The following is a 13,748-nucleotide window of genomic DNA, read 5'->3' as shown; positions in this document are numbered from 1 at the left end:
ATTTCCAAAATTTGTATCTTAGTGAGCATTATGGGTAAAGTGATAGCTTTTTCGTTCTCATTGTTGATTCTTATTCAAAGTTTCAATATTGGCTTAGAAGATTTTTCTAAGTTCAGTGCCCTAATGGAACATGCGAACTATCACAAAGAAAAATATGGCGATAATTTTCTTGAATTTCTAGTACAACATTATGGTGATAAACAAGAAGTGCACCAAGACGAGCACAAAGAACATGAAGATTTACCTTTTAAAGATGCCCAACAAATATGTTCTCATATAAATACACCTTTTATAAATTTCACAATTGCTTTTAAACTAAAGGAACGAGAACACATCAGTATTCCATTTAATTTTCATTACGAAGACACCTTTTCTAGCTTCGAAAAACCAACTTTTTTCCATCCACCCAAACACGCATAATTCACTTTAGATATAATACTGTTTTGTTATAAAAACAGGCATTCATTATTTCTTAATTTTTTGAATTATGTTAGAATACATCATCAAATTTAGCTTAAAAAATAAGCTAATTATTTTTCTATTTACAGCCTTTTTTATTGGTTTCGGTATTTTTTCCTTAACCCAAATTCCTATTGGAGCGGTTCCGGATATCACCAATAATCAAGTCCAAGTCATAACAACATCTCGCAATTTGTCTACGCAAGATGTAGAACAATTTATTACCTATCCTGTAGAATTGGAAATGGCAAATTTACCTGGTGTTGAAGAAATTCGGTCTGTATCTAAATTTGGTTTATCTGTAGTTACAATTGTTTTTGAAGACGATATGGGAACTTATCTACCAAGACAATTAATTGCCGAGAAAATAAAGTCAGCGTCTGAGAAAATCCCAGAAGGTTTTGGTAGCCCTGAAATGGGACCAATTACTACAGGTTTAGGCGAAATATACCAGTACATTTTAGATGTAAAACCTGGTTATGAAGACCGTTACTCACCAACAGAACTCAGAACTGTACAAGATTGGATTGTTAAGCGACAACTATCAGGAATTCCTGGTGTGGTAGAAGTCAATACTTGGGGCGGATTTTTAAAGCAATATGAAGTTGCCATCAATCCAAACAAACTAAATGCCATGAATATTTCGGTTTCGGAAATATACGAGGCTTTAGAAAAAAACAACAGTGTTGCAGGTGGTGGCTATATTGAAAAAACAGACAAAGCCTTTTTTATAAGAGGTGAAGGCTTGGTAAAATCGCTTGAGGATGTTGGTAATATTGTCGTTAAAAATGAAGGCACACCAATTTATATAAAAGACATTGCAGAAGTAGGTTTTGGCAGTGCAACACGTTTTGGTGCCATCACCGGAAATGGACAAGGAGAAAAAGTGCTAGGCCAAATAATGATGCTTAAAGATGGAAATTCTAAAGCCATTATTGATGCTGTAAAAGAACGCGTCAATTCCATTGAAAGTAGTCTACCAGAAGGTGTATATATTAATGGTTTTTTAGAACGTAGTGAACTTATAAACAAAACCACATTTACAGTCACTGAGAACTTAATTTTAGGCTCACTCATCGTCATCTTTGTTGTGGTTTTATTATTAGGTAATTTACGTTCTGGATTAGTAGTCGCTTCTGTAATTCCGTTGAGTTTATTATTCGCTATTTCCTTAATGAATATTTTTGGTGTGGATGCCAATTTAATGAGCCTTGGTGCTATCGATTTCGGAATTATTATAGATGGAGCCGTCATCATTGTAGAGTTTATTGCGTTCAAAATTATTACCCAAAGCGCAAACCTCAAAGCACTCACAAAAGAAGCAAAACAAGACGAAATTGATACAATTACGCTAAAAAGCGCCTCAAAAATGATGAATTCTGCCATTTTTGGGCAATTAATCATTCTAATCGTTTTCATTCCCATCTTATCTTTAAGTGGTGTTGAAGGTAAAATGTTTAGACCAATGGCACTCACTTTTAGCTTTGCTTTAATTGGCGCTATGTTACTGTGTTTAACTTACGTTCCTGTAGTGGCTTCGCAATTTTTAAAACCTAATAAACCAAGTGATAAGAATATCTCTGTTAGATTAATGAAAACCTTAAATTCTTGGTACAAACCTGCTATTAATTGGGCTCTGCATCACAAAAAAATAGTAATTGGTTTAGCCACCTTATTATTAGCTTCTAGCTTTTATGTATTTAGCACAATGGGTGGCGAATTTGTACCGACTTTAGACGAAGGTGATTTTGTAATTCAACCTGTTTTAAAAACAGGAACTTCACTTGGTAAAACCATTGAAATCACCACTAAAATTGAGCAAGTACTATTAGATAATTTTCCTGAAGTAGACCAAGTAGTGAGTAGAATTGGTGCTGCTGAAGTACCTACAGACCCAATGTCTATGGAAGAAAGTGATGTTATTATAAAATTAAAACCCAAAAAGGAATGGGTTTCGGCAAGTAGCAAAGATGAATTAGCAGATAAATTTAAAAAAGCGTTGACTATAATTCCAGGTATGGAAGTAGAATTCACCCAACCTATAGAAATGCGCTTTAATGAACTAATTACAGGTGTAAGAGCAGATGTTGCCATTAAAATTTTTGGTGAAGACTTATCTGTATTAGCAAATAAAGCTGATGAAGTAAAAGGATTAATTCAAAATGTAGATGGTGCTTCAGATATTATTATTGAAAAGGTTGAAGGTTTACCGCAAATGAGCGTCAACTTCAACCGAAGTAAAATTGCACGTTATGGTCTAAATATAGCCGATGTCAATCAATTAATTTCCATGGGATTTGCCGGAGGAACTGTTGGTAATGTCTTTGAAGGCGAAAAACGATTTGATTTAGTAATTCGTTTAGATCAAAAAAATCGTCAGAACCTTGAAAGCCTTCAAAATTTATATATCGATACACCTAGTGGAACTAAAATTCCACTGAGCGAATTAGCAGATATAAAATATACTACTGGTCCTGCAAAAATTTCTAGAGACGATACCAAACGACGCATTGTAGTTGGTATAAACGTGAGAAATAGAGATTTGCAATCCGTTGTAGATGATGTAAGAGCTATAATTGATAATCAACTAAAATTACCTGTTGGCTATAATATTACCTATGGTGGACAATTTGAGAATTTACAAAGTGCTAAAGCGCGTTTAACTGTAGCAGTTCCTATTGCATTAGTCTTAATTTTTGTACTGCTCTACTTTGCATTTAATTCTGTTAAAGAAGCTTTATTGGTTTATTCTGCGATTCCACTTTCAGCCGTTGGTGGCATTTTATTATTGTGGTTGCGCGATTTACCTTTCAGTATTTCTGCAGGTATTGGTTTTATTGCACTTTTTGGGATTGCGGTACTTAACGGAATTGTACTCATTGAGCATTTTAACGAACTCAAAGCACAAGGCACTAATGATATTAAAGAACGTATAATACATGGTGCTACAGACCGACTTAGACCAGTCTTATTAACTGCAATGGCTGCTGCAATAGGATTTTTACCTATGGCAATTTCTACCAATGCAGGTGCAGAAGTACAACGACCTTTAGCTACAGTAGTTATTGGTGGTTTATTCACAGCGACCGTATTAACACTCATTGTTTTACCTGTATTATATGCATGGTTTGAAGAAAAAAAAGAACTTAAAATGAATAAAACAGTTATCGCAACAATTATCGGATTCTTTTTTATGTTGAGCACAAATGCACAGACACCTTTGACTGTAGAACAAACTTTAGAATTAGCCATTGAAAACAATGCGAGTTTAAAAGCATCCAATTTACAAATTGAAAAAAGTGATGCTTCTGTTGGAAGTGCTTTTAGTTTTGATAAAACAGCCTTGTATTATAATTACGATGAGAATAATTTAGCGATTAATAATGAACCTTTAAAAGTATTTGGTATTGCTCAAGATTTCAGATTTCCGACCGTTTATTTTGCTAAAAAGAAAGTGAACAAAGCCATGATGCATTTAGAAGAGTCTAAATACAATATGCAATTTCAGCAAGTTAAAAAGACCATTTACGCTAGTTATTATCAACTAATCTATGTCAAACAAAAAGCAGAAACGTATCGGTTTTTAGATAGTTTGTATCAAGATTTTGCTAAAAAAGCAGCACGACGTTTTGAACTCGGTGAAACCAATTATCTCGAAAAAATTTCAGCAGAATCTAAACAAAAACAGCTTCAAACCTTATATAAACAAGCATTGCAAGATGTTGAATTTTCAAAAGAGCAATTAAAAGCTATTGTTCAAGTTGATAGCTTGGAAATTGTTGACCAAAAGTTAGAAAAATTAGAACTGAACAGTCCTTCGATGCAAAATAATTCTGGTCTACTCTATTTTGAAAATGCTAAAAATTATCAAAATGCTGTTTACCAATCTGAAAAACAGAATTTACTACCAGACCTTAATTTTGAATATTTTCAAGGTACAAACGACCAATTAAATTCTAATATAAAAGGTTATCAAGTCGGACTAAAAATTCCGTTGCTATTCTTTGGCAATTCTTCAAAAATCAAAGCATCTAAAATTGCAAAAGAAATCATATCTGAACAAAAACAAGATTATGAAGTGCAGTTAAATTCAGAATATAAATCGCTTTTAACCACATTAAATAAATACGAAGAAGCCATTAATTATTACGACACACAAGGCAAACATTTAAAAGATGAGATTATAAAAACGGCAAACAGAACTTTTAAAGAAGGCGAAATTGACTTTTTTCAATACATCCAAAGCATAGAAACTGCTACAGCTATTGAACTCACTAATTTAGATAATTTAAACGCTTATAACCAAACGGTCATCAATATTAACAACCTTATTTTAAACATATATTAATCATGAAAAACCTATATATACTGCTTTTTACATTAGTTATTACAGCTTGTGGAAACGACAAAACTAACGATACAGAGGTTGTAAAAACAGAAACAGATTCTAATGACATAACCGTTACTAAAACGCAATTTGAAAGTGAAAAAATGGTTTTTGGCACTTTAAGTGAATTCGATTTTAGTGAAAGTATAAAAGTCAATGGCATGATAGATGTGCCACCTCAAAACAAATCGAGTGTGTCTACTTTTATTGGAGGTTACATTACAAAAACACCTTTATTAATAGGTGACCAAGTAAAAAAAGGAGAGCTTTTGGTAACGCTTCAAAATCCGGAATATGTTGAAATCCAACAAAATTATCTCGAAGTTGCCGAGCAATTAAATTACTTAAAATCTGAATTCAACAGGCAAAAAACCTTGTTTGATGAAGAAATTACTTCAGAAAAAAATTATTTAAAAGCAGAAAGCTTATACAAAAGCAATTTGGCACATTACAACGGGTTACGTAAAAAGTTACAGATGATGAATATTAGTCCAAAACGCGTAGAACAAGGACAAATCTCATCGAGCATTAATTTATATGCACCAATTGAAGGCTATGTCACTAAAGTAAATGTGAGCAACGGAAGCTTTGTGTCGCCAAGCGATGTGATTATGGAAATTGTAGATACAGACCACATTCATTTAGAATTATCGGTTTTTGAAAAAGACATTATGAAAGTTAAGAAAGGTCAAAAAATACGCTTTAAAATTCCTGAAGCGTCTAATGAAACTTTTGGTGCTGAAGTGCATTTGGTTGGAACCACTATTAATGATAAGAATAGACAAGTACAAGTTCATGGCCATGTAGATAACGAAAAAGATAATTTTATTGTTGGGATGTTTGTAGAAGCTGAAATTATTTCTGAAAGTGCCAGAAAAATGGGATTACCCAAAGAAGCTCTAATAACATTAGAAGATGGTAGCTATGTTTTAGTCTTAGTTGAAGAAAAAGACAATACAATTTATCTTGAAAAAATAGAATTAAACATTGGTAGAACTTCTGAAGATGCCGTAGAAATTTTAAATCCTGAAGACCTAAAAAACAAACAAATATTAATTGAAGGATTAGGCATGCTACTTAGTGATTCAGAATAATATTATCACGTAAATTAAAGCGACTTAATTGAAAAAAAACGCCCAAACTTAATTGTTTGGGCGTTTTTATAATGAGATTCCAGCTTTCGCAGGAATTAGTTATTACATTTTCTGCAGCCAATGCTTAACATCAACCTCAGCTTTTATAATAGCTTTTAAATCTTCAATTTTAACACGTTTTTGTTCCATAGTATCTCTATGACGTATAGTAACCGAATTGTCTTCTAATGTATCATGATCTACGGTGATACAAAATGGGGTTCCGTTGGCATCTTGTCTTCTGTAACGTCTTCCTACAGCATCTTTTTCATCGTAAGTAACATTGAAATCCCACTTTAAATCTTCAACAATTTTCTTAGCAACATCTGGTAAGCCATCTTTCTTAACCAAAGGTAAAATAGCTGCTTTTGTAGGCGCTAAAACTGCTGGTAATTTTAAAACGGTTCTTGTTGTATTGTTTTCTAATTCTTCTTCAACTAAAGCATTAGAAAATACCGCTAAAAACATTCTATCTAAACCAATAGACGTTTCTAAAACGTAAGGTGTATAATTGGCATTATCTTCATGGTCAAAATACTGTAATTTTTTACCAGAGTATTCTTCGTGTTGTTTTAAATCGAAATCCGTACGCGAGTGTATGCCTTCTAATTCTTTAAATCCAAACGGAAAATTAAATTCTATATCTGTAGCAGCATCTGCATAATGCGCTAATTTATCATGATCATGGAAACGGTAATTTTCTTCACCTAAACCAAGGGATTTATGCCACTTTAAACGTGTTTCTTTCCAGTATTCAAACCATTCTTTTTGAGTGCCTGGTTTAATAAAAAACTGCATTTCCATTTGTTCAAACTCTCGCATTCTAAAAATAAATTGTCTTGCAACAATCTCGTTTCTAAATGCTTTACCAGTTTGTGCAATACCAAAAGGAATCTTCATACGTCCTGTTTTCTGCACGTTTAAGAAGTTTACAAAAATTCCTTGCGCTGTTTCTGGTCTTAAATATAAATCCATCGCAGATTCTGCAGAAGCACCAAGTTTAGTACCAAACATAAGGTTAAACTGCTTGACCTCTGTCCAGTTTTTACTGCCAGATACTGGGCAAACTATACCTAAATCTAAAATGAGCTGCCTAAATCCTTCAAGATCATTTTCCTCTTGTACTTTTGCTAATTTAGTAGAAATTTCATCGATCTGTTTTTGACGACGCAGTACATTACCATTAGTCGCTCTAAATTCTTTTTCATCAAAAGCATCGCCAAAACGTTTTGCTGCTTTGGTAATATCTTTATCTATTTTTTGCTGAATTTTCTCTCTAAATTCCTCTACTAAAACATCTGCTCTATAACGTTTTTTAGAATCTTTATTGTCTATTAATGGATCATTAAAAGCATCAACGTGTCCTGAAGCTTTCCATGTGGTTGGATGCATTAATATTGCAGCATCTATACCAACAATATTATCGTGCATTTGTACCATGGCTTTCCACCAATAGTCTCTAATATTTTTCTTTAATTCTGCTCCGTTTTGAGCATAATCGTATACTGCGCTTAGTCCATCGTAGATTTCACTACTCTGAAATACGTAACCATACTCCTTTGCGTGAGAGATTACTTTTTTAAATTGATCTTCGTTTGCCATAATGTTGCAAAAATAGAAAACCGCTCTGATTAACAGAACGGTTTTTTTAAAAATTATATCGTTAATTATTATCTTATTTTAATTTAATCGAATACTTGTACTTCCTAACTTTTTATTTCTTAGAAAAACATTAATAAAATAGTAACCTTCATCAAATGTTTTTTCATTGTTTTCTGTTACAATCTCTGTACAGATCTCTAAATTTTCATTTTTATATTCAATAATCTCTTTTTGGCTATAAAGTAATGATGAATCTCCAAATTGAACTTCGCCTTTATCTGAAACCACATTACCATCTGGCCCTACAATTTGTACATAAATATCCTTTTTGCCTTTAGCGGCTAATGGGTTTTCATTAAGAGTTAAACACACATCAATAGCATTTGCTCGTTTTGCTCGCGTGGTTAATCTTTTTTTACCCGCTTTAATTTTAAAAGATTGGGCAATTATATTACTTACCTTTAGTACAGATGCTTTATCTAATGATATATTAAGAGAATCATTAGTAGCAACTAAATTATTATTTATAACTTCTAGAGAATTAATTTCTTGCGTATTCTTCTTTATAGTGTTTAAAGCATATAAATTTTCAGACTGCAATTTAATATTTGCAGAATTCAAAGAATCTATGGTACTTAGTAGCACCTTGCTTTTAGACTTTAAAACTATAAGTTGCTCTTTAAATTTTGTGATAATAGATAAATCACTATTTAATAATCTCAAAGAATCTAAGGCATTCTTAGTTTCTAATTTTGCTTCTAGGAGCTGAGAAGCGATAAGATTATAATCTTTACTTAAATCATCATAACTCGATAAAAGTTCTGACAACTCAGATTCTATTAATACTTTTTCTTGTTTTAAAAAAGCCTTGTAGGATTCATTAGACTTGTATTCACTATAGCTGTAAATACCTAAAACAGTTAAAACCACCAATAAAGAACTTATAATTAATCTGTAGTTAAATAATTGAGGGTTAACTATCATTAATTTTTTGTTAATTTAATGCGAAATTATAATTATTTATAAACCACTATTGTTTTAATCGATTAAGTGATGAAAAACTTGTTAAACTTGATTTTTCCTATGGTTTGCGAGGCATGTAACAGTGCTTTAACTGATAATGAGACTACTTTATGCACCAGTTGCAGACATCACTTACCCGTTACTAACTATCATTTTAACAATAAGGAAGTTGTAAAAAAAGTACTTTATGGACGCGTAAAACTAGAAAATGCGTCAGCACTTTTACACTTTTCTAAAAAAGGAATTGTACAGCAAATTCTTCATAATTTAAAATATAGAGGCCATGAAGATATTGGTGCTTTTTTAGGAAAATGGTTTGGTACTGAATTAGCAACATTAGAGGATTATAAAAACATCGATGTTATTGTGCCTGTACCACTATACAAAACTAAAATGCGAGAACGCGGTTATAACCAAGTAGCCAAATTTGGAAAAGAAATCGCCATAGCTCTCAATGCAACTTATAACGATTCTGTTTTAATAAAAACGAAGCCAACAAAGACACAAGTTTTTAAAGGACGATTAAAACGCTGGAATGATGATGGTGCTTTATTTAATATTTCAGACCAACAACAATTAGCAGGTAAACATATTTTACTTGTAGATGATATTATTACGACAGGTGCAACCATTGAAGCTTGCGCTACCGTATTGTTAAAAATTAATAAAATTAAGTTAAGTGTTGTTACGATGGCAATTGCAGATTAATTTTTTCGTTTCTCTATAAATTAAATTGTTTCTTTGTGCTAAATAGTTTTGAATATATGCGTTTACCTTTAATGCGAATTTTAAGTTTTATTTTAATTGCAATAACACTAGCAAATTGTGCTAATCGTGGTACACCAACTGGAGGAGAAAAAGACGTTGAGCCACCTATAATATTGCAAACCACACCAGAAAATTTTTCTACCAATTTTAAAGGCAATGAAATAACCATACGATTTAATGAGTATGTAAAAATCAACGATTTAAGTAAACAACTTATTATTTCGCCACCAATGGATACGCAACCTACTATTACACCTACAAGTATTGCAAGTAAAATAGTTTCTATTAAAATTGTAGATACACTAAAACCAAATACAACCTACGCACTTAATTTTGGAGAAAGTATAGTTGATAATAATGAAGGAAACCCTTATCCTTATTATCGCTATGTATTTTCAACAGGAGATGTAATAGATTCTCTCTCTGTTAAAGGATATGTAGAAGATGCTTTGCTTAACGAACCAGACACCTTTGTTTCTGTAATGCTATACGAAAAAGACTCTACATATACAGATTCTCTAGTTTACAAAGAAAAACCAAGATATATTACAAATACCTTAGATAGTGTCACCTCTTTTAGTATAGATAATATTAAAGCAGGTACCTACAAAATGATTGCCTTAAAGGATCAGAATTCTAACTATTTATTTAATCAAAAGACAGATAAAATTGGTTTTCATGAAGGGTTTATTACGGTACCAACAGATTCGACCTATAAATTAAAGCTATTTAATGAAGAGATTAATTTTAAAGCCATAAAACCTATACATGACGGTGAATCTAGAATAATATTTCCGTACGAAGGAAATTATGAAGACATAAAGATTAAGGTCCTTGAAAACAAACCCGAAGGTTTTAAAACACGGATTACTAAAGACAGAAAAACCGATACACTATACTATTGGTATAAGCCAAAATTTGATGTAGACACAACATTTTTCACTGTTACCAATGGTAAACAAATTGACACATTTAAACATCGTTTTAGAACTATAAAGAGTGATTCTTTAACCCTTAAATCTCTAATAAATGGTGTTATTAAATATGAAGAAGATTTTGCCATTGAAGGTAACATTCCGTTTTCTAAAATAGACACAACTAAGATTTCAATTATAGATAAAGATTCTATTAATATACCAATTAAGGTTAAATACGATTCTATCTACAACACTTATAAGTTTCCAATTAAAAAAGGAGAAGACCAAAAATACAATTTCAAATTTCTGCCTGGCGCCTTTACTGATTTCTACGATGGCACTAATCTAGATACGTTAAGTTATTCTGTTAGAACCAAATTAAAATCTGAATACGGAAATATAAGAGTAAATCTTAGAAATGCTAAACTTCCTTTAATTGTTCAGTTAGTAAGTACTAGTGGAGATATTAAGTATGAGCAATATGCTAAAGAATCTCCAGTTGTAGACTTTACCAATTTGGTAACAGGTAAGTATATGATTAGAGCTATTTTTGATGCTAACAATAATGAAAAATACGATACAGGAAATTATTTATTAGGCATACAACCAGAACGTACCAGTTATTATCCTGAAGAGCAAGAGGTAAGATCTAACTTTGATTTAATTATAGAATTTACCCTTTCAGACTAAACATATCTCTATCATTCAGAAAGTTTAATTTTTCTCTGTACTTTTTAATAGTACTTTTTTCTAATAGTACAATTTCTATGGTATCTGTATTTTCAGATAGATGATTTAGTCGTTTTCCTAATACATCATAGGCTGCTGAATGCCCAGAATATTCATAATCATTACCATCTAATCCTACTCTATTAACACCTATACAATACGTCATGTTTTCAATAGCTCTGGCTTTTAGTAAAGCATCCCAAGCATCAATTCTTACTTTTGGCCAATTAGCAACGTAAATTAAAAGGTCGTAATCTTCTGTATTTCTTGCCCAAACTGGGAACCGTAGATCATAACAAACCAATGGACAAATTTTCCAACCTTTGTATTCAAAAATTACTTTTTCTGTTCCGGCTGTATAAACTTTATGTTCGCCTGCTAAAGTGAAGCTATGACGTTTATTGTAAGTTGTAATTTTACCTGAAGGTTCTACACAAACCATACGATTATAGTAGTGGTTGCCTTCCTTTACAACCAAACTTCCCATAATTGCCGCTTGCTTCGCTGTTGCTTTTTCTTTGAGCCAAACTATGGTTTTACCGTCCATAGTTTCTGCTACAGTTTCTGGATTCATTGTAAAACCAGAAGTAAACATTTCTGGCAAAATAATGAGGTCAATATCGGTAGAAATAGCATCTAGCTTATCATTTAAGACTCGCCTATTCTCTGTTGGATTTTCCCAAACCAAATCGGTTTGAATCATGGCTACTTTTAAATCTGTATTCATAATTTAAAAATACAAATTTGATATTAGAATAGAACATAAAAAAACAAGCTAAATTATAAACTTATTTGTGTTTACAACTCAGCTTGCCAGTAAGCAGGTTAAGGTAGATTTTTAATTACAATTTACGTTTGGCTTTAGTTACCTTTTCAGTTAATTTTTCTATTTTATCCATCCATTTATTTTCATCAACTGGAGATAACTTACCTTTTCTTTTTAGCTTCTCGTATTTCTTTTGTGCTTTTTCAAGATTACTTTCTGCCTTCTCAAAATTACTTTGTAGCTTCTCTTCTTTTTTTATGGCCTTTTCTGCCTTTTTTTGTTCTTTTTCGGCTTTTTTCTGAGCTTTCTCGGCTTTTTTATTCTCTTTTTCTAACTTTTCAGCTAATTCTTCTTTTTCTTCCAAAGCCTTTTCTTCTTCTTTTTTAAGCTTTTCTGCTTGTTTTTTAGCCTTCTCTTCTTCCTTTTTTACTTTCTCAGCTTCCTTTTTCTCTTGTTCAGCTTTTAGCTTTGCTTCTTCTGCTAACTTCATTTTGTCTGAAATTAAAGCTGCTTCTTTAAAAATCAACGTTCTTTCTTCTAACTTTAAAGTTTCAGTAACGTCAACACCTTCTAAAAAGATTTTTTCGTTTTTAACTTCGTAAACTTTTCCTTCTTTAGTTACCTCTTGCGCAAATGTTGTTAGTGATAAACTTAAGAATAATAAGATGATATAATATTTCATTGTATTTGTTTTTATTGTTCAGTATTAAGACACAAAAATAAATGAAAGGTAACAGGTTATTTTATTAAATTTTACATAATATCTCTGCTGCATCCACTAATGTTTTGTCTGTTTTAGCAAAACAAAATCGCAACACTTTATCATCTTTGTTATTTTCGTTAAAAACAGATAAAGGAATAGACGCAATTTTATAGTCTTTGGTGAGTCGCTTCGCAAAATCTACATCATATTCATCTGCGATTTCAGAATAATCTAAAACTTGAAAATAAGTCCCTTTAGACGGTTGAAACTTAAAACGAGATTCTGAAATTAAACTTAAAAACAAATCGCGCTTCCGCTGAAAAAAGGTGTTGAGACCCAAATAGGTTTCTTCATCTTGCATGTAATCTGCAATGCCTTTTTGTGCAGGATGATTTACAGAAAACACATTAAACTGATGCACTTTTCTAAATTCTTCCATTAAATAGTCTGGAGCGCAGCAATACCCAATCTTCCAACCTGTGTTGTGAAAGGTCTTTCCAAAAGAAGCGGTTATAAAACTGCGTTGTTTTAAACCTGTAAATAAACATGCACTTTGGTGTTGTGCATCATCAAATACAATATGCTCGTAGACCTCATCACTTAACACAATAATATTTGTATCCTTTGTTAACTTTTGAAGTTGAAGCAAATCGTCCTTAGACCAAATGGTGCCACTAGGATTATGAGGTGAGTTTATAATTATCATTTTTGTTTTAGAGGTAATTTTTGAAGCCACCTCATCCCAATTCACATTATAATTTGGCGCATATAATTGAATAGGAATCGTTTTTCCACCATTTAGTTCTATCGCAGGTTGGTAACAATCGTAGGCAGGTTTAAAAATAATGACTTCGTCATTTGGTCTTACAAATGCAGAAATTATAGTGTAAATAGCTTGTGTTGCACCTGCTGTAATTGTGATTTCTTTTTCTGGATGATAGGTGCTTTTATACAGCAACTCATATTTATGAGCAACGGCCAAACGCAAATCTAAATTGCCTGCCATTGGTGCATATTGATTATAACCATTAGTCATAGCATTAGTGACCAAATCATTCAATTTTTGAGAACTGGGATAATTAGGAAAACCTTGCGATAAGTTAATGGCATTATACTCGTTAGCCAAAGCACTCATTACAGTAAATATTGTGGTGCCAACGTTTGGTAATTTTGATTGATGATTCATAAACATGCTTTAAATATGAAAATCTTAAAGATATAAAACAAGCTTTTCTATCTTTACAAAAACTAATAAAATATA

The 13,748-nt window shown here is 31.9% G+C and carries 10 protein-coding genes; 5 read left to right on the top strand and 5 right to left on the bottom strand.

The features are described from left to right. Window positions 1–30: 30 nt before the first annotated feature. The 3 genes from GN138_RS09045 (at window position 31) to GN138_RS09035 (ending at window position 5,940) form a co-directional block, all read left to right on the top strand. Complete coding sequence (locus GN138_RS09045; protein WP_157363483.1) at window positions 31–420, top strand: hypothetical protein; 390 nt, start codon at window positions 31–33, stop codon at window positions 418–420. Between the two features lie 67 nt (window positions 421–487). Beyond that, window positions 488–4,807 carry a CusA/CzcA family heavy metal efflux RND transporter gene (locus GN138_RS09040; protein ID WP_157363482.1) on the top strand — a complete coding sequence of 1,440 codons (4,320 nt, stop codon included), beginning with the start codon at window positions 488–490 and terminating at the stop codon, window positions 4,805–4,807. A gap of 2 nt (window positions 4,808–4,809) precedes the next feature. After that, window positions 4,810–5,940, top strand: a complete 1,131-nt coding sequence (locus GN138_RS09035) for an efflux RND transporter periplasmic adaptor subunit (RefSeq protein WP_157363481.1) — start codon at window positions 4,810–4,812, stop codon at window positions 5,938–5,940. A gap of 102 nt (window positions 5,941–6,042) precedes the next feature. Here GN138_RS09035 and GN138_RS09030 read toward each other — a convergent pair whose 3' ends face one another. Then, the gene (locus tag GN138_RS09030) at window positions 6,043–7,581 is read right to left on the bottom strand and encodes a glycine--tRNA ligase (RefSeq protein ID WP_157363480.1); all 1,539 of its coding nucleotides are present in this window, start codon (window positions 7,579–7,581) and stop codon (window positions 6,043–6,045) included. A 78-nt stretch (window positions 7,582–7,659) separates the two neighbouring features. After that, a complete protein-coding gene (locus GN138_RS09025; RefSeq protein WP_157363479.1) occupies window positions 7,660–8,565 on the bottom strand; it encodes a hypothetical protein in 906 nt (301 codons plus the stop codon). Between the two features lie 69 nt (window positions 8,566–8,634). Here GN138_RS09025 and GN138_RS09020 point away from each other — a divergent pair, with 69 nt between their 5' ends. Together GN138_RS09020 and GN138_RS09015 are read left to right on the top strand one after the other, a co-directional pair. Continuing rightward, window positions 8,635–9,312: a ComF family protein gene (locus GN138_RS09020; protein ID WP_197429332.1), complete on the top strand. Its 678-nt coding sequence runs from the start codon at window positions 8,635–8,637 to the stop codon at window positions 9,310–9,312. Window positions 9,313–9,368: 56 nt separating this feature from the next. Further along, complete coding sequence (locus tag GN138_RS09015) at window positions 9,369–10,979, top strand: Ig-like domain-containing protein (RefSeq protein ID WP_157363478.1); 1,611 nt, start codon at window positions 9,369–9,371, stop codon at window positions 10,977–10,979. Here GN138_RS09015 and GN138_RS09010 read toward each other — a convergent pair. From GN138_RS09010 to GN138_RS09000, 3 genes are all read right to left on the bottom strand, one after another. Then, entirely contained in the window at window positions 10,963–11,745 is a 783-nt protein-coding gene (locus tag GN138_RS09010; RefSeq protein WP_157363477.1) for an amidohydrolase, read from the bottom strand. The two genes, GN138_RS09015 and GN138_RS09010, sit on opposite strands and share 17 nt — an antisense overlap. Before the next feature lie 115 nt (window positions 11,746–11,860). Further along, window positions 11,861–12,466 (bottom strand): hypothetical protein, encoded by a 606-nt coding sequence (locus GN138_RS09005; RefSeq protein WP_157363476.1) that lies wholly within the window; start codon window positions 12,464–12,466, stop codon window positions 11,861–11,863. A gap of 64 nt (window positions 12,467–12,530) precedes the next feature. Beyond that, window positions 12,531–13,673, bottom strand: coding sequence for a methionine aminotransferase (locus tag GN138_RS09000; protein ID WP_157363475.1), 1,143 nt, complete (start codon window positions 13,671–13,673; stop codon window positions 12,531–12,533). Between the last annotated feature and the right edge of the window lie 75 nt (window positions 13,674–13,748).

Source organism: Winogradskyella endarachnes (assembly GCF_009741275.1).
GTDB lineage: Bacteria > Bacteroidota > Bacteroidia > Flavobacteriales > Flavobacteriaceae > Winogradskyella > Winogradskyella endarachnes.
Note: the sequence above shows the minus strand (reverse complement) of the source record. Positions and strands in the feature narration are given on the sequence as shown.